The sequence below is a fragment of the Comamonas sp. GB3 AK4-5 genome (assembly GCF_041320665.1).
GTDB lineage: Bacteria > Pseudomonadota > Gammaproteobacteria > Burkholderiales > Burkholderiaceae_C > Comamonas.
This window is the reverse complement of record NZ_CP166730.1, coordinates 3,365,762-3,387,749: the sequence shown is the minus strand read 5'-3', so window position 1 is coordinate 3,387,749 and position 21,988 is coordinate 3,365,762. Positions and strand designations below refer to the sequence as shown.

General features: G+C 63.5%; 22 protein-coding genes. 19 read left to right on the top strand and 3 right to left on the bottom strand.

Going from position 1 to position 21,988, the window contains the following annotated elements:
* Positions 1-13 precede the first annotated feature (13 nt).
* From der to ACA027_RS15280, 9 genes are all read left to right on the top strand, one after another.
* Positions 14-1,360 (top strand): ribosome biogenesis GTPase Der, encoded by a 1,347-nt coding sequence (gene der / locus ACA027_RS15320; RefSeq protein ID WP_370679064.1) that lies wholly within the window; start codon positions 14-16, stop codon positions 1,358-1,360.
* Positions 1,361-1,456: 96 nt separating this feature from the next.
* Positions 1,457-1,705, top strand: a complete 249-nt coding sequence (hfq, locus tag ACA027_RS15315) for an RNA chaperone Hfq (protein WP_370679063.1) — start codon at positions 1,457-1,459, stop codon at positions 1,703-1,705.
* Between the two features lie 72 nt (positions 1,706-1,777).
* On the top strand, positions 1,778-2,941 hold the full coding sequence (gene hflX / locus ACA027_RS15310; RefSeq protein ID WP_370679062.1) for a GTPase HflX: 1,164 nt from the start codon (positions 1,778-1,780) through the stop codon (positions 2,939-2,941).
* Positions 2,942-3,010: 69 nt separating this feature from the next.
* A complete protein-coding gene (hflK, locus tag ACA027_RS15305; RefSeq protein WP_370679061.1) occupies positions 3,011-4,393 on the top strand; it encodes an FtsH protease activity modulator HflK in 1,383 nt (460 codons plus the stop codon).
* A gap of 9 nt (positions 4,394-4,402) precedes the next feature.
* Positions 4,403-5,287 (top strand): protease modulator HflC, encoded by an 885-nt coding sequence (hflC, locus tag ACA027_RS15300; RefSeq protein WP_370679060.1) that lies wholly within the window; start codon positions 4,403-4,405, stop codon positions 5,285-5,287.
* A 41-nt stretch (positions 5,288-5,328) separates the two neighbouring features.
* Positions 5,329-5,514, top strand: a complete 186-nt coding sequence (locus tag ACA027_RS15295) for a DUF2065 domain-containing protein (protein ID WP_370679059.1) — start codon at positions 5,329-5,331, stop codon at positions 5,512-5,514.
* A 93-nt stretch (positions 5,515-5,607) separates the two neighbouring features.
* The gene (locus ACA027_RS15290; RefSeq protein WP_370679058.1) at positions 5,608-6,762 is read left to right on the top strand and encodes an ATP phosphoribosyltransferase regulatory subunit; all 1,155 of its coding nucleotides are present in this window, start codon (positions 5,608-5,610) and stop codon (positions 6,760-6,762) included.
* A 30-nt stretch (positions 6,763-6,792) separates the two neighbouring features.
* Positions 6,793-8,169, top strand: coding sequence for an adenylosuccinate synthase (locus ACA027_RS15285; RefSeq protein WP_370679057.1), 1,377 nt, complete (start codon positions 6,793-6,795; stop codon positions 8,167-8,169).
* Positions 8,170-8,221: 52 nt separating this feature from the next.
* On the top strand, positions 8,222-8,746 hold the full coding sequence (locus tag ACA027_RS15280) for a phosphoribosyltransferase (RefSeq protein WP_370679056.1): 525 nt from the start codon (positions 8,222-8,224) through the stop codon (positions 8,744-8,746).
* 173 nt (positions 8,747-8,919) lie between these two features.
* Here the strand turns inward: ACA027_RS15280 and ACA027_RS15275 are convergent, their stop codons facing one another.
* Positions 8,920-9,060 (bottom strand): hypothetical protein, encoded by a 141-nt coding sequence (locus ACA027_RS15275; protein ID WP_370679055.1) that lies wholly within the window; start codon positions 9,058-9,060, stop codon positions 8,920-8,922.
* A gap of 67 nt (positions 9,061-9,127) precedes the next feature.
* Here ACA027_RS15275 and ACA027_RS15270 point away from each other — a divergent pair, with 67 nt between their 5' ends.
* The 9 genes from ACA027_RS15270 to ACA027_RS15230 all read left to right on the top strand — a co-directional run bounded on the left by ACA027_RS15270 (position 9,128) and on the right by ACA027_RS15230 (position 19,438).
* Positions 9,128-10,192, top strand: a complete 1,065-nt coding sequence (locus ACA027_RS15270) for a YncE family protein (protein ID WP_370679054.1) — start codon at positions 9,128-9,130, stop codon at positions 10,190-10,192.
* Positions 10,193-10,220: 28 nt separating this feature from the next.
* Entirely contained in the window at positions 10,221-11,072 is an 852-nt protein-coding gene (locus tag ACA027_RS15265; RefSeq protein ID WP_370679053.1) for a polysaccharide deacetylase family protein, read from the top strand.
* 1 nt (position 11,073) lies between these two features.
* Positions 11,074-12,060, top strand: coding sequence for a sterol desaturase family protein (locus tag ACA027_RS15260; RefSeq protein ID WP_370679052.1), 987 nt, complete (start codon positions 11,074-11,076; stop codon positions 12,058-12,060).
* Positions 12,061-12,357: 297 nt separating this feature from the next.
* A complete protein-coding gene (locus ACA027_RS15255; protein WP_370679051.1) occupies positions 12,358-13,212 on the top strand; it encodes an EI24 domain-containing protein in 855 nt (284 codons plus the stop codon).
* Positions 13,213-13,525: 313 nt separating this feature from the next.
* Entirely contained in the window at positions 13,526-14,941 is a 1,416-nt protein-coding gene (gene glnA / locus ACA027_RS15250; RefSeq protein WP_370679050.1) for a type I glutamate--ammonia ligase, read from the top strand.
* A gap of 149 nt (positions 14,942-15,090) precedes the next feature.
* The gene (locus ACA027_RS15245; protein ID WP_370679049.1) at positions 15,091-15,573 is read left to right on the top strand and encodes a hypothetical protein; all 483 of its coding nucleotides are present in this window, start codon (positions 15,091-15,093) and stop codon (positions 15,571-15,573) included.
* 101 nt (positions 15,574-15,674) lie between these two features.
* On the top strand, positions 15,675-16,745 hold the full coding sequence (gene glnL, locus ACA027_RS15240) for a nitrogen regulation protein NR(II) (protein WP_370679048.1): 1,071 nt from the start codon (positions 15,675-15,677) through the stop codon (positions 16,743-16,745).
* A 41-nt stretch (positions 16,746-16,786) separates the two neighbouring features.
* Positions 16,787-18,319, top strand: coding sequence for a nitrogen regulation protein NR(I) (gene ntrC, locus ACA027_RS15235; RefSeq protein WP_370679047.1), 1,533 nt, complete (start codon positions 16,787-16,789; stop codon positions 18,317-18,319).
* A gap of 345 nt (positions 18,320-18,664) precedes the next feature.
* Positions 18,665-19,438: a hypothetical protein gene (locus ACA027_RS15230; RefSeq protein WP_370679046.1), complete on the top strand. Its 774-nt coding sequence runs from the start codon at positions 18,665-18,667 to the stop codon at positions 19,436-19,438.
* 97 nt (positions 19,439-19,535) lie between these two features.
* Here the strand turns inward: ACA027_RS15230 and xth are convergent, their stop codons facing one another.
* Entirely contained in the window at positions 19,536-20,312 is a 777-nt protein-coding gene (gene xth / locus ACA027_RS15225) for an exodeoxyribonuclease III (protein ID WP_370679045.1), read from the bottom strand.
* A 167-nt stretch (positions 20,313-20,479) separates the two neighbouring features.
* Between xth and ACA027_RS15220 the strand changes: the two genes are divergently transcribed.
* A complete protein-coding gene (locus ACA027_RS15220; protein ID WP_370679044.1) occupies positions 20,480-20,836 on the top strand; it encodes a YqcC family protein in 357 nt (118 codons plus the stop codon).
* 42 nt (positions 20,837-20,878) lie between these two features.
* Here the strand turns inward: ACA027_RS15220 and ACA027_RS15215 are convergent, their stop codons facing one another.
* Complete coding sequence (locus ACA027_RS15215; protein WP_370679043.1) at positions 20,879-21,985, bottom strand: NAD(P)/FAD-dependent oxidoreductase; 1,107 nt, start codon at positions 21,983-21,985, stop codon at positions 20,879-20,881.
* Positions 21,986-21,988: the final 3 nt, after the last annotated feature.

Below are 21,988 nucleotides of genomic sequence, written 5' to 3'. Positions count from 1 at the left end.
GGTTTTCTTCGGAATGAAGCCAGTAATTGCCCTCGTCGGGCGGCCCAATGTGGGCAAATCAACCTTGTTTAACCGCATGACCAAGTCGCGGGATGCGATCGTGGCCGACTTTGCCGGCCTGACGCGTGACCGCCACTATGGCCAGGGAAAGCAGGGCAAGCACGAGTACATCGTGATCGACACGGGCGGCTTTGAGCCCGATGCATCCAAGGGCATCTTCAAAGAGATGGCCAAGCAGACGCGCCAGGCCGTGGCCGAGGCGGATGTGGTGCTCTTCATCGTGGATGCCCGCGCCGGCGTGTCGGCACAGGACCATGAGATCGCAGGCTATCTGCGCCGCCTGGGCAAGCCTGCCATGCTGGTGGCGAACAAGGCCGAGGGCATGCTCGAAGGCGCCCAGCTGACCGAATTCTATGAATTGGGTCTGGGTGGTGTGCAGGCCGTTTCTGCTGCCCACGGCCAGGGCGTGCGCGGTGTGGTGGAGCTGGCGCTGGGCCAGCTGAAGCTGCCCGATCCCGAAGAAGAGACGCTGGATGATGTGGAAAAAGCCCCCATCCGCCTGGCGGTGGCAGGGCGCCCGAATGTGGGCAAGTCCACGCTGATCAACACCTGGCTGGGTGAAGAGCGCCTGGTGGCCTTTGACATGCCGGGCACCACGCGCGACGCCATCTCGGTGCCGTTCGAGCGCAACGGCCAGAAGTTCGAGCTGATCGACACGGCCGGCCTGCGCCGCAAGGGCAAGGTGTTTGAGGCCATCGAGAAGTTCTCGGTGGTCAAGACCTTGCAGGCCATCGAAGACGCCAACGTGGTGCTGCTGCTGATCGATGCCACGCAAGGCGTGACCGACCAGGACGCCCATATCGCCGGCTATGTGCTGGAAAGCGGGCGCGCCGTGGTGGTGGCCGTCAACAAATGGGATGCGGTGGACGACTACCAGCGTCAGATGCTGGAGCGCTCCATCGAGACGCGTCTGTCCTTTTTGAAGTTTGCGCCGCTGCACTTCATCTCGGCACAAAAGCGCCAGGGTCTGGGGCCGCTGTGGGCTTCGCTGACCCAGGCGCACAAGTCTGCGACCTGCAAGATGCCGACGCCGGTGCTCACCCGCCTGCTGCTCGAAGCCGTGCAATACCAGACGCCGAAAAAAGTGGGCGCCTACCGCCCCAAGATGCGCTACGCCCACCAGGGCGGCATGAACCCTCCGGTGATCGTGGTCCATGGCAACTCGCTGGAGCATGTCACCGAGGCCTACAAGCGCTTTCTGGAAGGGCGATTCCGCAAGGAATTCAACCTGGTCGGAACGCCCTTGCGCATCGAGATGAAGACTTCCCAGAATCCTTTTGCCGACAAGAGCGGCAGCTAACCGTAGAACAGCCCGCCAACCCCTGGATGGGGTTGGTATGGCAGGGCTGTGTTAAGGTGTAGGTTTACAACAACATTTCCGAACACGGAGAATATCGTGAGCAACAAAGGCCAACTCCTGCAAGATCCTTTCCTGAACGCACTGCGCCGTGAGCATGTGCCAGTGTCCATTTACTTGGTCAACGGCATCAAGCTGCAAGGCCAGATCGAGTCCTTCGATCAATACGTGGTGCTGCTGCGCAATACGGTCACCCAGATGGTGTACAAGCACGCCATTTCCACCATTGTTCCCGGTCGCGCTGTGAACTTCTCCACTGCCGACACCAACGAAGCTCCCGCCGCTTGAGTTTGTTTTTTTCGTTCATCTCCCTGCGCCAGCCGCAGGGCGGTGTGACGGTTGTTGCACAGCGAGGTATCCATGGCTGATCACTCGCAAGCCGCTGCCGCACCGGTGGTGCTGGTGGGCGTGGACTTCGGTCTGCCCCATTTCGACCAAGAGCTGGAAGAGTTGGGGTTGCTGGCACAGACCGCTGGCCTGGATCCCGTTGCGCGTCTTGTCTGCAAGCGCAAGGTGCCGGATGCCGCGCTGTTCGTGGGCAGCGGCAAGGCGGATGAAATCCGCATGCTGGCCCAGATGCATGGCGCCAAAGAAGTCTTGTTCGACCAGGCCCTCAGCCCTGCGCAGCAGCGCAATCTGGAGCGCGCCCTGGAGATGCCGGTCAACGACCGCACGCTGCTGATCCTCGAAATCTTTGCCCAACGCGCCCGCAGCCATGAAGGCAAGTTGCAGGTGGAGCTGGCGCGGCTGCAGTACATCGCCACCCGCTTGGTGCGTCGCTGGACCCACTTGGAGCGCCAGGCCGGCGGTATCGGTGGCCGTGGCGGCCCCGGTGAAAAGCAGATCGAGCTGGACCGTCGCATGATTGCGGACGCCATCAAACGCACCAAGGAGCGGCTGCAAAAGGTCAAGAAGCAGCGTGCTACCCAGCGCCGCCAGCGCGAACGCCGGGATGTGTTCAACATCTCCCTGGTGGGCTATACCAACGCCGGCAAATCCACGCTGTTCAATGCCCTGGTCAAGGCCCGCGCCTATGCGGCTGACCAGCTGTTTGCCACGCTGGATACCACTACGCGCCAGTTGTATTTGACGGAGGCCGCCACCTCGGTGTCCCTGTCGGACACGGTGGGTTTCATCCGGGACCTGCCGCACGGTTTGGTGGATGCCTTTCAGGCCACGCTGCAAGAGGCGGTGGATGCAGATCTGCTGCTGCATGTGGTGGATGCGTCCAACCCCACCTTCCCCGAGCAGATGGAGCAGGTGCGCAAGGTGCTGACCGAGATTGCCGCCCACGATATTCCGCAGGTGCTGGTGTTCAACAAGCTCGATGCGTTGGAGCCTGGGCAACGTCCAGCGGAACTCCTGGACTGCTACGAAGTCGATAGTGTGGCGGTGCCACGGGTATTCGTGAGCGCCCGCTCGGGTGAGGGCCTGCCTGCCTTGCGGCAGTTGCTGGCCGATACCGTGCTGGCGCGTGCAGCCGTGCCGGAAGATATGACCCCAGACAGCGCTGCCGATTTGTAAACGCCAGGGCGTCGGCTTGGGCACAATGCTTCCGAACAACTGTGTCTTTTCAAAATTGAGACTTTTCGCATGAATTTCTTGAATCGCACCCCGCGTTGGGCGGTGTTGCCAGAGCGTCTGCGGGGAATGTTCAACCTGAACGATCCCCGTTGGGGCCGAGGAGGGGAGGGGAACTCCGACGAAGGCAATGCCCCCCGTCCCGAGCAAGACCGGCCCGAGCCACCTCCGCCGGCGCAGCCGCCCCGTGGCCGTGATCCGCGCAACAGCGGTGGTCAGCCTCCGGACCTCGATGAGATCTGGAAGGACTTCAACCGCAAGCTCTCCGGCCTGTTCGGCGGCAAGCCGCCTTCGGGTGGCGGTGCATCCGGTGGTCGCAATGGCGGCGCTACGCCCCCCGACATGAAAAATGCCGGCATGGGCGTGGGCCTGATTGCCGGCGTGGCGGTGCTGATCTGGCTGGGAACGGGTTTTTTCATCGTGCAAGAAGGCCAGCAGGCCGTGATCACCCAGTTCGGTAAATACCACTCCACCGTGGGGGCCGGCTTCAACTGGCGTCTGCCTTACCCGGTGCAAAACCACGAGCTGGTGTATGTCTCGCAGATCCGCTCGGCGGATGTGGGGCGTGACACCATCATCAAGAGCACGGGCCTGCGCGAATCGGCCATGCTGACGGAAGACGAGAACATCGTCGAAATCAAGTTCGCCGTGCAGTACCGCCTGAAAGACGCGCGCGCCTGGCTGTTCGAGAGCAAGAGCCCGGCGGAAGCCGTGGTGCAGGCGGCTGAAACCGCCGTGCGTGAAGTGGTGGGCAAGATGCGTATGGACTCGGCCCTGGCCGAGGAGCGCGACCAGATTGCTCCCCGCGTGCGCGATCTGATGCAGACCATTCTGGACCGCTACAAAGTGGGCGTGGAAGTGGTGGGCATCAATCTGCAGCAAGGTGGTGTGCGCCCGCCCGAGCAGGTGCAGTCCGCGTTTGACGATGTGCTCAAGGCGGGTCAGGAGCGCGAGCGCGCCAAGAATGAAGCCCAGGCCTACGCCAACGACGTGATCCCGCGTGCCTCCGGTACCGCTTCACGCCTGAAGGAAGAAGCCGAGGCCTACAAGGCTCGCCTGACGGCCCAAGCCCAGGGTGATGCCCAGCGCTTCAGCTCCTTGCTGACCGAGTACAAGAAAGAGCCGCAGGCCACCCGTGACCGCCTCTACACCGAGACCATGCAACAGGTTTACAGCAATGTGACCAAGGTGCTGGTGGAGTCGCGCCAAGGCTCGAACCTGCTGTATTTGCCGCTGGACAAAATCATGCAGGGCGTGAGCCAGACAACTGGCGCTGCCGCCTCTGACTCGGCTGCCGCACCTGCCACGACGCCCTCGGTCGTCCCGCCGTCCACCCTTACCCTTGACCCCCGTGCCCGCGATGCCAACCGCTCGCGTGAACGTGAGTCCCGCTAGGAGCGATTCGTGAACCGCATAGGATTTTTTGTCTCCTCTTTGCTGGTGGTGCTGGCCCTGCTGAGCTCCATGCTCTTTGTGGTGGACCAGCGCCAGTTCGGTGTGGTCTACGCCCTGGGGCAGATCAAGGAAGTGATCACCGAGCCCGGCCTGAACTGGAAGATGCCGCCGCCGTTCCAGAACGTGCGCTACATCGACAAGCGCCTGCTGACCATGGACAGCACCGACACCGAGCCCATGCTGACGGCAGAAAAGCAGCGCGTGGTCATCGACTGGTATGTGCGCTGGCGCATCTCCGAGCCCTCGCAGTACATCCGCAACGTGGGTTTGGACGAGTCGGCCGGTGCCATGCAGCTCAACCGTGTGGTGCGCAACGCCTTCCAGGAAGAGATCAACCGCCGCACCGTGCGCGAGCTGCTCTCCTCCAAGCGTGAGGCCTTGATGGCCGATGTGAAGCGCGAAGTGGCCGAGGCTGTCAGCGGCGCCAAGCCCTGGGGTGTGGACATCGTGGACGTGCGTATCACCCGCGTGGACTACGCCGAAACCATCACCGAGTCGGTCTACCGCCGCATGGAGGCCGAGCGCAAGCGCGTGGCCAACGAGCTGCGTTCCACCGGTGCGGCCGAGGGTGAAAAAATTCGCGCCGAGGCCGATCGCCAGCGTGACATCACCATTGCCAATGCCTACCGCGATGCTCAGATCATCAAGGGCCAGGGCGATGCCGAGGCTGCCCGCGTCTATGGCGAGGCCTTTGGCCGCGATCCCCAGTTCGCGCAGTTCTATCGCAGCCTGGAGGCCTACAAGGCCAGCTTCAACAAGAAGAGCGACGTGATGGTGGTCGACCCATCGTCCGACTTCTTCAAGGCCATGCGCAGCAGCGGCAGCGCACGCTGAGGCCTTGTGATGCACCCACGCCAGCCCCTTCCATGGAATCCATGACCGATTCGTTGTGGATGGCGCTGGCGTTGGTGCTGGTGATCGAGGGGCTTGGCCCCTTTTTGTTTCCTGCGGCCTGGCGCCGCGCTTTCACCCAGATGCTGGCCCTGCGCGACGGCCAGCTGCGTTTCTTCGGTTTGCTGGGTATCGCAGTTGGCCTGCTCCTGCTGCTGGTGCTGCAATAACTCGCGTGCCGGCTAGGCCTTGCGGGCGCTGCTTATAGGTGCTGGCTGCGATAGCCGGTAGAATCGCCTTTTTAACAGCCTCTCCATTTTTCCATGTCTGCTTGGGTCCTGCCGGATCACATCGCCGATGTATTGCCTTCCGAGGCTCGGCACATCGAGGAATTGCGTCGAGGCCTGCTCGACACCGCTCGCAGCTACGGGTATGAATTGGTCATGCCGCCGTTGCTGGAGTACCTGGAGTCGCTGTTGACCGGCTCGGGTGAGGCGGTCAGCCTGCAAACGTTCAAGCTGGTGGACCAGCTGTCCGGCCGCACGCTGGGCCTGCGCGCCGACACGACGCAGCAGGTGGCCCGCATCGACGCCCACCTGCTCAACCGCCAGGGCGTCACCCGACTGTGCTACTGCGGCCCTGTGCTGCACACCACGCCGGACCGTCCCCGCGCCACGCGTGAGCCTCTGCAGTTCGGTGCGGAAATCTATGGCCATGCCGGCCCGGAAGCCGACCTCGAAGCCCTGCAGCTGGCGCTGGCCTGTCTGCACAGCGCCCAGGTGGGGCACTTCATTCTGGATTTGGCGGATGTGCGCATTGTGCGCAGCCTGCTGGCAGGGGTGCTGGTGGATCCCAGCGTGCTGCAGCGTGTCTACACGGCACTGGCAGCCAAGGATGCCGCCAGCCTGGCCGCCATCACCCGCAGCTTCCCCCAGGCTTCGCGCGAAGGCCTGCAGGCCTTGCTGCAGCTGTATGGCGATGTGAGCGTGCTGGATGAGGCCGAGAAGGTGCTGGCCCGTGTGCCCGGCACCCAGCATGTGCTCCAGCATCTCAAATGGTTTGCCGCCCAGTTGCCACAAAGCGTGCAGGTGACGGTGGACCTGGCCGATATGCGCGGCTATGACTATTACAGCGGCACACGCTATGCGGTGTATGCCCCGGGTGCCAGCGATGCGCTGGTGCGCGGCGGCCGCTATGACGAGGTGGGGGCCGTGTTTGGCCGCAACCGTCCTGCGGCCGGTTTCTCGCTCGACGTCAAGCAGCTGGTGGCCGTGGTGCCCAACCGGCCGCTCAAGGCCGCTGTGCGTGCCCCCTGGGGGGCCAGCGATGCCAGCCAGGCGCAGGCTATTGCAGCCTTGCGCGCCCAGGGCGAGACCGTGGTCTGCGTGCTGCCGGGCCATGGGAGCGAAGTTGATGAATTCCACTGCGATCGGGAGCTTGTGCTGCGTGCCGGGCAATGGGTCGTACAAGCCATCTGAGGCATTTTTCCAATTCAACGGATATAGACTATGAAAGCAAGCAAAGGTCGCAATGTGGTCGTGGTCGGCACCCAATGGGGTGACGAAGGCAAGGGCAAGCTGGTCGACTGGTTGACCGAAAGCGCCCAAGGCGTGGTGCGCTTCCAAGGCGGCCACAATGCAGGCCACACCCTGGTGATCAATGGCGTGAAGACGGCGCTGCACCTGATTCCCAGCGGCATCATGCGCCCCGGCGTGAAGTGCTACATCGGCAACGGCGTGGTGCTGGCTGCCGGCAAGCTGTTTGAAGAAATCGAAGGCCTGGAAAAGGCCGGCGTGCAGGTGCGCAACCGCCTGCGCGTGTCCGAAGCCTGCCCGCTGATCCTGCCCTTCCACCAGGCGCTGGACCTGGCCCGCGAAGCGGCCCGCGAACAAGGCGGTGTGCAGAAAATCGGCACCACCGGCAAGGGCATTGGCCCGGCCTATGAAGACAAGATCGCCCGCCGTGCGCTGCGCGTGCAGGACCTGAAGCACCCCGAGCGCTTTGCCACCAAGCTGCGCGAGCTGCTGAACCTGCACAACCACATTCTGGTGAACGTGCTGGGCTCGCAAAAGCTGGAGTTCCCTGCTGCGCTGGCCCCCTACATGCAGAACGGCGAAGTGCAGTTCGATGTGGTGTACGAAGAAGCCATGCGCCACGCCGAGCTGCTCAAGCCCATGATCGCCGACGTTTCGCGTGAGCTCAACGATGCACATGCCCAGGGCAGCAACCTGCTGTTTGAAGGCGCACAAGGCACGCTGCTGGACGTGGACCACGGCACCTACCCCTATGTCACCTCGTCCAACTGCGTGGCCGGCAATGCGGCCGCTGGTGCGGGCGTGGGCCCGGGCATGCTGCACTATGTGCTGGGCATCACCAAGGCTTACTGCACCCGCGTGGGCGGCGGTCCTTTCCCCACCGAGCTGGAATGGGAAAAGGAAGGCACCCCCGGCTATGTGATGAGCACCGTGGGCGCCGAAAAGGGTGTGACCACCGGCCGTTCGCGCCGCTGCGGCTGGTTTGACGCCGCGCTGCTCAAGCGTTCGGCCCAGATCAATGGCCTGTCGGGCCTGTGCATCACCAAGCTGGATGTGCTGGACGGCATCGAAGAGCTGCAGCTGTGCGTGGGCTACGAGCTGGATGGCGAGAAGATCGATCTGCTGCCCCTGGGTGCGGACGACATCGAGCGCTGCAAGCCCATCTATGAATCCATCCCCGGCTGGACCGACTCCACCGTGGGTGTGACCGACTACGACAAGCTGCCGGTGAATGCGCGCCGTTATCTGGACCGCATCCAGGAAGTGACGGGCGTGCCCATTGCCATGGTGTCCACCAGCCCCGACCGTGATCACACCATCCTGATGCACAACCCCTACAGCGCTGCTTAAAGCGGTGCGCACCTTCTCACCATTCAACACGCGAAATACCGGAGCCAACCTTATGTTGACTGAAGACGGCAAGCACCTGTACGTCAGCTACGACGAATACCACGGCCTGATTGAAAAGCTGGCCATCAAGATCCACCAGTCCGCCTGGGAGTTCGACACCATTTTGTGCCTGGCCCGTGGCGGCCTGCGCCCCGGTGACATCCTGAGCCGCATTTTTGACAAGCCCCTGGCCATCATGTCCACCAGCTCCTACCGCGCCGAAGCCGGCACGGTGCGTGGCCATCTGGACATCGGCCGTTTCATCGCCACGCCCAAGGGCGAGATCGCCGGCCGTGTGCTGCTGGTGGACGATCTGGCCGATTCCGGCGTGACGCTGAATGCCGTGGTCAAGATGCTCAAGGACAACTACCCCCCGATCACCGAGCTGCGCACCGCCGTGGTCTGGACCAAGGGCCTGTCGACCTTCCACGCCGACTACTCGGTGGAAGATCTGCCCACGAATCCATGGATTCACCAGCCCTTCGAGAACTACGACAATCTGACTCCGGCCAAGCTGCTGGAGAAGTGGAAGGTCTGAGCCTCTGGCCTCATGCTGAAAGCCCCGCAAGGGGCTTTTTTTGTGCCCGCTGTGGTGCCGATCCACCGCAGCTTGGGTGCGTATAGCAAAAAGTGAGCGGCCTGTGCTGCTGTGTTGGTGATTTAAGCCAAGAAGGGCTTTGAAAGTCGCCATGCATAGGCGATTGATGCTATTTAATTGGTAGCTATAAATGCAGAATACTTGCCTGTTTTGACGCCATTGGCATTGCCCGCCGCATGGCGCTGCGCGGCGGTGTGCTGCACCATGGGCAATGCTGCGCTGTCGTGAAAATGCGCGATGCCCGGGTCATGCATTCAAGCTTGTATCCAAGTCGTAACAGCAGGCATACACTGCGGGCTCATTTTTGAAAGTGGTGTCTCTGTGGTGGTCTCTCGTTCCAAACGTCAAAGCCTGTCGTGGCTGCTGGGTGCAATCTCTTCCCCGGCCCTGGCCGCACTTCCAGGGGCCGCAGCCACCGGGGCAGCAGGCACGCCCGCGTCTGCACCCGCCGCCGCTGCGGGTGCCAAACTGCCGCCCGTGTTCGTGCTCAACTCGCTGGACGCCACCATCAGCGTCATCGACCCCAACACCTGGGCCGAGACCGCGCGCCTGCCCACGGGCAAGGAGCCGCACCACCTGTATCTGACGCCGGATGAGAAATCCATCATCGTGGCCAATGCCACGGGCGACTCGCTGACCTTTGTCGACCCCCGCACGGCCGCCATCCAGCGCACCGTGCGCGACATTGTCGATCCCTATCACCTGCGCTTCTCGCCGGACATGAAGTGGTTCGTCACTGCGGCCAACCGCTTGAACCATGTGGACATCTACCGCTGGGATGGCAGCAACCCGCAGCTGGTGCAGCGCATCAGCACCGGCAAGACGCCCAGCCACCTGTGGATCGACGCCAAGAGCACCACCATCTACTCCACCATGCAGGACAGCGATGAGCTGGTGGCCATCGACATCGCCACGCAAAAGCTGCTGTGGCGCGTGCCCACGGGCACCATGCCGGCCGATCTGTATGGCAGCCCGGACGGCAAGTTCATCTTTATCGGCCTGACCGGCAGCGATGGCGTCGAGGTGTTCAGCATCACCCCGGGCGCTGCGGCCACGCCGGCCAAGCGGGTGGGGCAAATCCCCACGGGCAAGGGCGCGCACGCTTTCCGCGCTCTGGGCGATAGCCGTCACCTGCTGGTGAGCAACCGCGTGGCCAACACCATCAGCAAGATCGATATGCTCAGCCACACCGTGGCGGACAACTACCCGGCACCGGGCGGCCCGGACTGCATGGACGTGACCACGGACCGCCGCTATATCTATCTGTCCTCGCGCTGGGCACGCAAGCTCAGCGTCATCGACATGGTGGAGAAAAAAGTGGTTCGCCAGGTCAAGGTGGGCAAGTCGCCACATGGCGTGTGGACCCTGGCCCACTCGCCACGTTGAACCCGCAGAGTCTGCGAGAGGAGGGTGCATGGCCACCTACCGATATGTCGCCCGCGTTGCCATGCTGGCGGGTGCTGCGTTTTGCATAGCTGCTTATGCAGATAGGGCGGGCGCTGTAGCCCCTAAAGACGTCAAAGACTGCGACAAGCCAGTCTATTTGACCTTCGACACCGGCCACATGGGCGTGGCCGATCTGGTGGCCGATGTGCTGCGCCGCCACCAGGTGCGCGTTACCTTCTTTGTCGCCAACGAGGCCACGCAGCAAGGCGATGGCAGCCTGGGCCAGCATTGGGCACCCTGGTGGCAGGCCAGGGCCAAGGAAGGCCACCGCTTTGCCAGCCACACCTGGGACCATGTCTACTGGCGTGGTGACCAGGGCACGGCGGCTGCACCCAGCTTTCGCGTGCGCCCCTCGCAAGGGCCCAACAAAGAGCAGGCCACGACCATGAGCGCGGCCCAGTACTGCGCGGAAATTCGCAAGTCCAGCGACTGGCTGCGCCAGACCACAGGCCAGGCGCCGCTGCCGCTGTGGCGGGCACCGGGCGGCAAGACCTCGCCCCAGCTCTTGCAGGCGGCCGAGGCCTGTGGCTTCAAGCATGTGGGCTGGTCGCCGGCGGGCTTTCTGGGCGATGAGCTGTCCAGCGAAAAATTCAGCAACCAGGCCTTGCTGCAGCAGGCGCTGGCGCGCATTCGCCCGGGCGATGTGCTGCTGGCCCACCTAGGCATCTGGTCGCGCAAAGACCCTTGGGCACCGGCCGTGCTGGAGCCCTTGATTGTGGGCCTGCAGGCCAAGGGATTTTGTTTTCGCACCCTGGATACGCACTCCGACTTGCGCGCCTGGGTGCAGGCCCATGCGGGCGCTGCCGCAGTGAAGGAATGACATGGTGTGGGAAACATTGTCCCAATGGTTTGGCCAGGCCCAGCAAGGCCTGTATGAGGGCGTGGTTCAGCCGGCGCTCTACCACCTGGGCATGGCCAGTTGGATGGAGGATGCCTTTGATGCCACCGGCTGGTTGCTGGTGGGGCTGATTCAGCTGGTGGTGCTGGTGCTGGTGATTGGCCCGCTGCAGCGCTGGCGACCCGTGGAGGCGGTGACCGACCACCAGTCCGTGCGCGTGGATGTGCTCTACACCCTGGTGCACCGCCTGGGGCTGTTTCGCCTGGGGCTGTTCTTTGCCCTGGATCCGATCTGGAACGCCTTGTTCGGGCACTTGCATGTCTGGGGCATGCCCAGCTTGCAGCTGGAAGACCTGTGGCCGGGCGTGACCGATCTGGCCTGGGTCAGCTTCATCCTCTATCTGCTGGTGTTTGATCTGGTGGATTACTGGATTCACCGGGGCCAGCACAGCTGGGGCTGGTGGTGGAAGCTGCATGCGCTGCACCACTCGCAGCGGCAGATGACCATGTGGAGCGACAACCGCAACCACCTGCTGGATGATGTGGTGCGCGACAGCATCATCGTCATCGTGGCCCAGCTGATTGGCGTGCAGCCCGCGCAGTTTGTGCTGCTGGTGGCGCTGACCCAGTTGAGCGAGAGCTTTCAGCATGCCAATTTGCGCCTGTGGTTTGGCAGCGTGGGCGAGCGCCTGTGGGTCAGCCCGCGCTTTCACCGCCGTCACCACACCATAGGCATAGGCCACGAGGCCCAGGTCTCGGTGCGCAACCGCAAGGCCCGTGGCAACAACTTCGGCGTGCTGCTGCCCTGGTGGGACATGCTGTGGGGCACGGCCAACTTCGAGCTGCGCTGGGACCCCACGGGCGTGCGCGACCAGGTCCAGCCCAATGCCGCAGGCCAGTTGCGCGACTATGGGCGGGGCTTTTGGGACCAGCAATGGAAAGGCCTGCTGCGCCTGGTGAACCGGGCCTGAGAGCGTGTTCGTAATCTCCTCGCGACGCGCCAGCGTCTTTGCGGGATGGGATACAAGGCGCGATACCGCAGCAATAGCTGTGCTATTGCGAGGATTCGCAACGACGTAGACCGCCCGCAAAGGCACTGGCCCTTCGGGTTGGAGCGAAATCGGGCGATTTCTTCGCGCTGAAGCTTGCTTGCACCCCGGTGCAAGCTGCGCCCCATCGGCTCGAACTCATCCCGATTGCGCTTCAACGCGCCTGCGTAGAGATCGTGAACACGCTCTGAGCGCACCGGGCAGGGGCGGGCTGGCGCTATGCTGGCGGGCATGCATTTGTTGTTCACCTCCTTGGCCCGCGCCCTGGGCCATTGCCTGCACCGCAAGGTCGTGGCCTGGTCTTTGTTGCCCCTGCTGTTGATGGCCGTCTTGGCCATGCTGCTGTCCTGGCTGTTCTGGCAACCGGCCTTGCAATGGACCGTGCAAAGCCTGGAAGGCGTGAGCTGGCTGGGGCGCGTATGGGATTGGCTGCAGCAGCAAGGCTGGGGTTGGGGCGTGGATTGGTTTGCCGCCATGCTGCTGGTGCTGGTGAGCTCTGCGGTCCTGGTGCTGCTGGTGTTGATGCTGGTGTCCCTGTTCATGACGCCCCAGTTGGTGGCCTGGGTGGCCGAGCGGCGCTTTCCCACGCTGGAGCGCAAGCAGGGGGCTCCCTGGTGGCAGTCTCTGGCCTGGGCCGTGGGTTCCACGTCGGCGGCCTTGCTGCTGCTGGTGCTCAGCATTCCGCTGTGGCTGATTCCGCCGCTGGTGCTGGTGTTGCCGCCATTGATTTGGGGCTGGTTGACCTACCGTGTCATGGCCTTTGATGCATTGGCCGAGCATGCTAGCCAGGCCGAGCGCCAGGCATTGTTTGCCCGCCATCGCATGTCGCTGCTGCTCATGGGGGTGGTGTGCGGGGTGCTGGGCGCTGCACCCAGTGTGGTGTGGGCCTCGGGCGTGCTGTTTGTGGCGCTGTTCTGGCTGCTGGTGCCGCTGGCCATCTGGATTTACGCCCTGGTGCTGGCCTTCTCCTCACTGTGGTTTGCGCATTTTTGCCTGGCCGCGCTGGAGCAGCTGCGCCAGCAGGCGCGGCAGGGGTATGCGGCCCCAGTGGAAGTTGGTGCGCACGGCGCATAGTCTTCAGCGCATGGGAATCCTGTGCCCGCAGCGACAAAACCACAGTCCGCACAGCTACACTTGCGGGCGATGGATGTCAGGCCTGGGCCTTGGTTTGGCCTGATTACACCAATATGGTGCAGTTGAGCGCTAAATTGGTGCATTGCTTTTCGCCTTGTGAAAAAGCGCCAGATTGCACCGCTTTGGTGATTGCCCGGTCTGCTGCCATGTGCTGCGGCGGACCCCTGGGTGCATCCCAGGGTCGTGCAAGCTGGCACGCATTCTGCTTTACATCCCCCGTACATTTACCAAGCGCTTTTCCAGGAGAGACCTGATGGCTAAGACCGTTGCAGACGTGATGAACATGGTGGAGGAAAACGACGTCAAGTTCGTCGACCTGCGCTTCACCGATACCCGTGGCAAGGAACAGCACGTGACCGTGCCCCTGTCGCACTTTGATGAAGACAAGTTCATGTCGGGCCACGCCTTCGACGGCTCGTCGGTCGCAGGCTGGAAGGGCATTGAAGCTTCGGACATGCTGCTGATGCCCGATCCCAACACCGCCAACATCGACCCCTTCTTTGAAGAAACCACGCTGATTCTGCAGTGCGATGTGATCGAGCCCGGTGACGGCAAGGCCTACGACCGCGATCCCCGCTCGGTGGCCAAGCGCGCCGAAGCCTATCTGAAGGCCTCGGGCCTGGGCGACACCGCTTACTTCGGTCCCGAACCCGAATTCTTCATCTTCGACGGCGTGCGCTGGGGCGTCGAGCCACACAACCCCTTCTTCGAAATCGAAGAGTACGAAGCACCGTGGAACACCGGCACCAAGTTTGAAGGTGGCAACCGCGGCCACCGTCCGCGCACCAAGGGTGGCTATTTCCCCGTGCCCCCGGTCGACAGCACCCAGGATATGCGCGCCGAAATGTCGCTGATCCTGGAATCCCTGGGCATTCCTGTCGAAGTGTTTCACCACGAAGTGGGCGGTGCAGGCCAGAACGAACTGGGCACCCGCTTCTCCACCCTGGTGGAGCGCGCCGACTGGACCCAGCTGCAAAAGTACGTGATCTGGAACGTGGCCAACACCTACGGCAAGACCGCGACCTTCATGCCCAAGCCTTACTCGGGCGACAACGGCTCCGGCATGCATGTGCACCAGTCCGTGTGGAAGGATGGCAAGAATCTGTTCGCCGGCGACGGCTATGCCGGCCTGTCCGACTTCGCGCTGTACTACATCGGCGGCATCATCAAGCACGCCCGTGCCCTGAATGCCATCACCAACCCTGGTACCAACTCGTACAAGCGCCTGGTGCCCGGCTTTGAAGCCCCGGTGAAGCTGGCCTACTCGGCCAAGAACCGCTCCGCCTCCATCCGCATCCCCTACGTGAGCAACCCCAAGGGCCGCCGCGTGGAAGCCCGCTTCCCCGATCCGCTGATGAACCCCTACCTGGGTTTTGCCGCGCTGCTGATGGCAGGCCTGGACGGTGTGGAAAACAAGATCCACCCCGGCGAAGCCGCCACCAAGGACCTCTACCATCTGCCTCCGGAAGAAGACAAGCTGGTGCCCACCGTGTGCCACAGCCTGGACCAGGCCCTGGAAGCGCTGGATGCCGACCGCGCCTTCCTGACCAAGGGTGGTGTGTTCAGCGATGCCATGATCGATGCCTACATCGAGCTGAAGATGGGTGAAGTGACCCGCCTGCGCCAGGCCGTGCACCCCGTTGAGTACGATATGTACTACTCGCTGTAAGCACAGCGCCCGGTTTTTGCAGGTGCCCACCGCGCCTGCAGGCCATGGATGAAAGGCGGCCTCGGCCGCCTTTCTTGCGTTCTGCGCCGGGGCTTCCATGCGAGCATGGCCGAGCGGTGGCTCACAGGCTGCCTGGAGAGGAGGGCGGTATGGGGCTGAAAACCGGTGGGGCGCTGTGGGGGCTGGTGTGCCTGGGTGCCAGCGCAGGCGTGGCGGCGCAGAACATCTACCGCTGCGGCAATGAATACACCAACCAGGCACGCATGGCCAAGGAACGGGGCTGCAAGCTGGTGGAGGGCGGGCAGGTCACCGTCATCCATGGCGCGGCGGGCAGTGGCAACCGTGCTGCTGTAACCCCGCAGCCAGCCCCTGCTGTGCCTCGGGCGAATGGGGCGCAGCAGCGCGCCCGCGACAGCGATGCCAGGGCCATTTTGCAGGCCGAGCTGAACAAGGCCCAGGCGCAGCTGGCCAGCCTGAAGGCTGCATACAACGAGGGCAGCCCTGAGCGTTCGGCGTTGGAGTTGCGCAACCCCCAGGGCTATCTGCAGCGGGTGGATGCCCTGCAGGCCGATATGGCACGCCAGGAAAGCGACATCGCCAGCATCCAGCGCGAGCTGGACCGTTTGCCTTGATTCACGCCCATAATGCGGTGCAACGCGCTTGCAGCGCGCACACAATGCTCTTGTTTTGATATGGGCGCATCTTGCAGGCACTGTGCTTGCTTGGTATTTGCATGACCTCTACGCAACCGAATGCTCTGCGCTTTGCCGCGCTGGACATGCTGTCCACCCTGGCCGTGGTTCTCAGCCACGAGGGGGAGGTGATTTTTGCGAATGCCGCGCTGGAAAGCACTCTGGGCATGTCGCGCCGCATGCTGGAAGGGGGGCGCTTTTCCAGCTTTTTTTCCCAGCCCGCGCTGCTGGACCAGGCGCTGGCCGGCGGCAAGGGGCTGGATTACGCCGCCATGCGCTTTGACACCAGCCTGGTGCGGCCGGTGCAGGAGCCCTTGACCGTGCATGTCACGGTCAGTCCCCTGGAGGACAGCGGCGAGGTGGTGGTGGAGCTGTGGGTGCTGGACCAGCAGGTGCGCCAGGACCGTGAGGAGCGCCTGGTGGAGCAGGCGGCGGCCAACAAGGAGCTGGTGCGCAATCTGGCCCATGAGATCAAGAACCCGCTGGGGGGCATCCGAGGCGCTGCGCAGTTGCTGGAGATGGAGCTGGAAAGCCGTGAGCTCACGGAATACACCCAGGTCATCATCCATGAGGCCGACCGCCTGCAAAGCTTGGTGGACCGGCTGCTGGCTCCGCACCGCCACCCCCACCAGGTGGGGGACGTCAACATCCACGAGGTTTGCGAGCGCGTGCGCTCCCTGGTGTTGGTGGAGTATCCGCAGGGCTTGCGCATTCAGCGCGACTATGACATCTCCATCCCCGAATTCCGGGGCGACCGGGCGCAGCTGATTCAGGCGCTGCTGAACATTGTGCAGAACGCCGCCCAGGTGCTGTCCGAGCGGATAGAGAAGGGTGATGCCGAGATCACGCTGCGCACCCGCGTGGCCCGACAGGTAACGATTGGTCGCCAGCGCTACAAGCTGGCATTGGAATTGCATGTGATTGACAACGGACCGGGCGTGCCTGAACACATCAAGGAACGGATCTTCTATCCGTTGGTGACAGGCCGGGATGGTGGGTCGGGCCTGGGGCTGCCGCTGGCGCAGACCTTTGTGCAGCGCCACCATGGGCTGATCGAATGTGAGAGCAGCCCGGGGTGCACCGATTTCCGCATCCTCGTCCCGCTGCCTTGAGGTCTTGGCCATTCACATAGAGAGAAAAGGGTTACGCGAACATGAAGCCGATCTGGATAGTAGATGACGACCCTTCGATCCGCTTCGTCCTGGAAAAGGCGCTGGCCCGCGACAGCCTGCCCACACGCAGCTTCACCAACCCGCGTGAGGTGCTGGATGCCTTGAGTGCGTTGCCCCCGGGCGACCCGGAACGCCAGGGGCCGCAGGTGCTGGTCAGCGACATCCGCATGCCCGGTGGCACAGGCCTGCAGCTGCTGGAGCAGGTGCGTGCGCAAGACCCCGAGTTGCCTGTCATCATCATGACCGCCTACTCCGATCTGGACAGCGCGGTCTCAGCCTTCCAGCGCGGCGCCTTCGAATACCTGCCCAAGCCTTTCGATCTGCCCAAGGCCGTGGCCCTGATCCGCCGCGCGGCGGAGGAAAACAACCGCGAGCTGGTCAGCGAAGAGCGCCAGGCCGCCATGCCCGAAATGCTGGGCCAGGCGCCCGCCATGCAGGATGTTTTTCGCGCCATAGGCCGGCTGAGCCAGAGCCAGGTGACGGTGCTGATCACCGGCGAATCCGGGGCCGGCAAGGAGCTGGTGGCGCGTGCGCTGCACCGCCACTCGCCCGTGGCCAATGGCCCTTTCGTGGCCATCAATACGGCTGCCATCCCCAGGGATTTGCTGGAGTCCGAGCTGTTTGGCCATGAGCGCGGCGCTTTCACCGGCGCGCAGACGCAGCGGCGCGGGCGCTTCGAGCAGGCCGAAGGCGGCACCTTGTTTCTGGATGAGATCGGCGACATGCCTTTCGAGCTGCAGACCCGCTTGCTGCGGGTGCTGTCGGACGGGCATTTCTACCGCGTGGGCGGGCATTCCGCCGTCAAAACCCATGTGCGCGTGATTGCGGCCACCCACCAGAACCTGGAGCAGCGCGTGCGTGACGGCGCATTCCGCGAGGACTTGTTCCACCGCCTGAACGTGATCCGCCTGCGCCTGCCTTCGCTGCGCGAGCGCGGCGAAGACATTCCCATGCTGGCGCGCCATTTTCTGCAGAAAAGCGCCAAGCAATTGGGCGTGGAGCCCAAGCGCATTGCGCCTGAGGCGCTACAGCGGCTGACGCAGTTTGGTTTCCCCGGCAATGTGCGCCAGCTGGAGAACATCTGCCACTGGCTGACGGTGATGGCGCCATCCCAGGTGATTTCCGTACAGGATCTGCCGCCCGAAGTGCTGCATGTGCCTGCGGAGCCTGTCCCCGTGGCGGCGGCAGATAGCGCTCCGGCTTCGGCCGTTTTCGCCAACGCGGCCATGCCCGTGGTGTCCATGCCAGCGTTCTATGACGTGCCAGAGGCCGTGGCGACCGCCTCTGCGTTGTGGGACGAGGGCCTGGCCGTGGAAGCTACGCAGCTGCTCTCGGCCGGGCACCCCGATGTCTGGGATGCGCTGACACGCCGCTTTGAATCGCAGCTGATCCGGGCTGCCCTGGACGTGACCCACGGGCGCCGCATGGAAGCGGCCCAGCGTTTGGGCATAGGGCGCAACACCATCACCCGCAAGATCCAGGAGCTGGGCCTGGAGGACGCGGGCGACGCCTGACGGTAGAAAAGGGGTTAGCCGCCTGCAGACGCCTTTGCGCTGCTTTTGCGTATACCTTCTGTCGGATGCAGCGGTATTCCTACATTGGGTGCAAGCACCTGCTGACTTCAGGGTTGTGGACGATTTTTCACAATGGCGGCTTTCTTCTTTTGCCGCACTGGGAGTCGTTGCTGCATGGGCAAAGCCCTTCTACCGTTTTTTTCGTTCCAGCCAAACCGCGTGGATGCGTGTGCACCTCACAAGCTTCGTTCGGGGGATGTGCCACCCGAAAGCAGGCAGAAGCACTCTGCTCGCCGTGGTGCGGGCCCGAAAGCGCCGTTGGCAGCCAAGAGCGATGGCGCGCCCATGCTCGGCATGCAGGGGCTGCGTGCCGGCAAGCAGGCCCAGCGGGAAGATGCCTTCTGGCATGCGGCCTTCAGCCATGAGCCGTATTACGCGCCGGGGCGCAGCTACGACCAGTATCGCCCTGCTTATGCATTGGGCTGGCAGGCGGCTTTTCACCATGCTGCCACCGACTTTTCCGGCGTAGAGGAGGTGCTGGAGCAGCGTTGGGAGTCCTGCGACACGGGCAGCCTGCTGGCCTGGGGCCAGGTGCGTGGCGCAGCAGAGGCCGCATGGCTGCGCGGCCAGGCCTGCCAGCAGCGTGGCCGCGCCACTGGCGATGCGGTGCGTGTAGCCCGTCAGGTGTGCGATCTGCGCTTGCAGCTGCTGCAGGCATCGGGCGATCTGCAACTGCTGCTGCCGCAGACCGATCCACCCCCTGCGGCCTTTGTCTACCAAGTGGTGGAGCGCCATGCCGATATGCTGGCCCAACTGGGGCTGGCATTGCCTGCTCCGCTGCCGTGGGACTGGGGCGCGCCGCTGCGCCATCTGGCTTTGCGCCTGCACCAAGGCCGTATGCGGCTGCGGCTTTGGTGGTCGGACACCGACACCGACCTCCTGCTGCAGCAATGCGACATGCTGGAGGTGCAGCTGCTTGCTGCCTACCAGGGATTGCAGACGCAGACGCTGATGCCGGAGCTGCTGCAACTGCTGCAGCGCCAGACACACCAGCTGCAGTTGCACCATGACAAGCTGCAGTGGGTGCGCCAGCACTGGCGCCACTGCTCCGCGCCGTAAGAACGTGAACACGTTCTAAGGTCAACGCCCCTGCGCCCAGCGTGGTGGGCGCAGCGGAGCGGAGATCGGCAGCAGGCTCTGGGCCCGCCCAGCTCCGTTAAGCCAGCTGTACCACCACGGGGGTGTGGTCGCTGGGCTGCTGGTTTTTGCGGGGGGCACGGTCAATGTGGCAGGCCGTGGTGCGCTGGCGCAACGCGTCGCTGACCAGGATATGGTCGATGCGCAAGCCGCGGTTCTTCTGAAAACCCAGCATGCGGTAGTCCCACCAGGAAAAGCTTTTCTCCGGCTGTTCGAACATGCGAAATGCATCGCTGAGCCCCAGGTCCAGCAGCGCCTGGAAATGCGCGCGCTCTTCCATGGTGTGGTGGATGGTGTCCTTGAGGCCAGCCGGGTCGTAGGAGTCCCGGTCCTCGGGCGCCACATTGAAGTCACCCACCAACACCAGCTGCGGGTGCTGGGCCATCTCCGCCTTTACCCAGTCCTGCAAGGCCTGCAGCCACTGCATCTTGTAGGCGAACTTGTCCGTGCCCGGTGCCTGTCCGTTGACGAAATAACAGTTGATCAGGCGCAGCGGGCCTTGGGGCGTATCCAGCGTGGCAGCAATGGTGCGAGCCTGGGGATCATCCAGGCCGGGAATATTGCGCACCACATCGTGTGCCGGGCTGCGGGTCAGCCAGGCCACGCCGTTGTAGGTCTTTTGGCCATGGGCCACTGCGTGGTAGCCGGCGGCTTGCAGGGCCTCGAAGGGGAATTTGTCGTCGCTGAGCTTGAGCTCTTGCAGGCCCAGGGCATCGACGGGGTTGGCTTCCAGCCAGGCCAGAACCTGGGGCAGGCGCACCGACAGCGAGTTGACGTTCCACGTGGCTATTTGCATGACGTAATCCGGAAAAAAGCAAAGAGGGCGCAACGAGGCGCGCAGGGCCGGCGCAGCCCGCTGCGCCAGGGAATGCCCGATCGTAGCAAGCCGGACGCAGGCTGCAGCCTGCCATGCTGGATGCCCCACGGACGGCGGGGACAGCAAAAGTTCGGACAATACCGGCCATGAGCGAAAACACCACCCCCAGCGCCCAGCACCAGCAGCTGCGTGCGCAATTGCAGCAACTGGAAGCCGCGCTGCGCGACGCCGGCCTGTGGAGCGCCTTGCCGCCCAGCGAGCAGGCCATGGCATCCACCATGCCTTTCATGTTTGACACCTTGCAGATCGAAGCGTGGTTGCAATGGGTGTTTGTGCCCCGCCTGCAGGCCCTGATGGATGGCGGCCTGCCGCTGCCGGGCGAGTGCAGTGTGCAGCCCCTGGCCGAGCACCAATGGAACGAGCGTGCCTTGGAACGGCATCACGCTGCGCTGCGCGTGCTGGAACAGATCGATGCCACGCTGTCGGGCAGGGCTGAGGGTTGATGGGGTAAAGCCGCAGCAGCGCTGCGCTCGGTGAACACGCATCTAAACCGATGCGTGTACCGGTAAAGACTCGGAATGCGGCGCCAGAAAGCGCTCGGGCCTGCAGGGAGCAAGGGCCGGATCCTGCTGCCCATCGACAATTTCCTCGCTGGCAAGGCGACCCACAACTGCCGCGAGCGTGACCCCCGGATGCATTGTGCATACATAGAGGCCTGCCACCTGAGGGGGATAGCCAATGATGGGCAGGCCATCACGGGGAATGGGCCGCAGCCCTATGCAAGACCATTCGGGCTCCACAGGGGCGGCCTCTTGCAGCCCATCTTCAATGGCCCTGGCGGTTCGCTGTGCCACGGCTGCGGGTTGGTCTTCTGCTGAGTCGCTGACGTAATCCTCTGCCGCCAGCAAGACGCCATCCGTGGCTTGTCTCACTTCCATGGTCGGGCCGGAGACAATGGTGTGCAGCAGCTTGGGCCGTGGTCGGTAGCGAATGAAAATGGCGGGGGAGGCCTCGATGGGCAGGGGCATATGGAATCTCTCAACGAGTTTGGCTATGCCAGTGCCTGCAGCCAGCACGACCAAATCCGCCTCCAGCATGCCTGCGCTGGTTTCCACGCCGGTGATCTGTGTGCCTTGGGCCATCAAGCCGAGAACAGGTGTCCGGGTGAGCAGCTTGGCCCCATGCGCCTGGGCCCCAGCTATCAAGGCATGTGCTGCTTTCACCGCATCCAGTGCACCATCTTCTGGCGCATACCAAGCTTGGTGTGGCGGGTGCCTGAGGCCGGGCTCCAGTGCAAGGATCTGGGCGCGCGTCACCATGTTGGCGGTGGCCATGCTCGCTGTGGTTTGCAGCCCAGGCGCTGCTGCCTCGCCATAAGTCAGCGCACCGGTCCATTGCACTTGCAATTCCGGCAGTTCGGCCTCGAGCCGGCGATATTCATGGATGGCGGCGCTGCGCAAGGCGCGGATGGGATCGGGCCCGGTGCGTGAGGTGTTGATCCAGCCGAATGTGCGACCGGTGACACCTGAGGCAATGTCTTCGGCTTCGACGACCGTGGTGCTCACCCCTTTGCGGGCGAGGTGGTAGGCCAAAGACGCACCCACAATGCCTGCTCCGACGATGATGATTTTTTGAGGGGGTGTGTGACGCATGGG

Coding starts and splice junctions, on each gene's coding strand:
- ACA027_RS15215 (WP_370679043.1), bottom strand. CDS start 21,985: ATGCGTCACACACCCCCTCAAAAAATCATCATCGTCGGAGCAGGCATT.
- hflX (WP_370679062.1), top strand. CDS start 1,778: ATGGCTGATCACTCGCAAGCCGCTGCCGCACCGGTGGTGCTGGTGGGC.
- ACA027_RS15290 (WP_370679058.1), top strand. CDS start 5,608: ATGTCTGCTTGGGTCCTGCCGGATCACATCGCCGATGTATTGCCTTCC.
- xth (WP_370679045.1), bottom strand. CDS start 20,312: ATGCAAATAGCCACGTGGAACGTCAACTCGCTGTCGGTGCGCCTGCCC.
- ntrC (WP_370679047.1), top strand. CDS start 16,787: ATGAAGCCGATCTGGATAGTAGATGACGACCCTTCGATCCGCTTCGTC.
- ACA027_RS15220 (WP_370679044.1), top strand. CDS start 20,480: ATGAGCGAAAACACCACCCCCAGCGCCCAGCACCAGCAGCTGCGTGCG.
- glnA (WP_370679050.1), top strand. CDS start 13,526: ATGGCTAAGACCGTTGCAGACGTGATGAACATGGTGGAGGAAAACGAC.
- ACA027_RS15255 (WP_370679051.1), top strand. CDS start 12,358: ATGCTGGCGGGCATGCATTTGTTGTTCACCTCCTTGGCCCGCGCCCTG.
- ACA027_RS15275 (WP_370679055.1), bottom strand. CDS start 9,060: ATGCATGACCCGGGCATCGCGCATTTTCACGACAGCGCAGCATTGCCC.
- ACA027_RS15285 (WP_370679057.1), top strand. CDS start 6,793: ATGAAAGCAAGCAAAGGTCGCAATGTGGTCGTGGTCGGCACCCAATGG.
- ACA027_RS15245 (WP_370679049.1), top strand. CDS start 15,091: ATGGGGCTGAAAACCGGTGGGGCGCTGTGGGGGCTGGTGTGCCTGGGT.
- ACA027_RS15280 (WP_370679056.1), top strand. CDS start 8,222: ATGTTGACTGAAGACGGCAAGCACCTGTACGTCAGCTACGACGAATAC.
- ACA027_RS15230 (WP_370679046.1), top strand. CDS start 18,665: ATGCTCGGCATGCAGGGGCTGCGTGCCGGCAAGCAGGCCCAGCGGGAA.
- hflK (WP_370679061.1), top strand. CDS start 3,011: ATGAATTTCTTGAATCGCACCCCGCGTTGGGCGGTGTTGCCAGAGCGT.
- glnL (WP_370679048.1), top strand. CDS start 15,675: ATGACCTCTACGCAACCGAATGCTCTGCGCTTTGCCGCGCTGGACATG.
- der (WP_370679064.1), top strand. CDS start 14: ATGAAGCCAGTAATTGCCCTCGTCGGGCGGCCCAATGTGGGCAAATCA.
- ACA027_RS15265 (WP_370679053.1), top strand. CDS start 10,221: ATGGCCACCTACCGATATGTCGCCCGCGTTGCCATGCTGGCGGGTGCT.
- ACA027_RS15295 (WP_370679059.1), top strand. CDS start 5,329: ATGACCGATTCGTTGTGGATGGCGCTGGCGTTGGTGCTGGTGATCGAG.
- ACA027_RS15260 (WP_370679052.1), top strand. CDS start 11,074: ATGGTGTGGGAAACATTGTCCCAATGGTTTGGCCAGGCCCAGCAAGGC.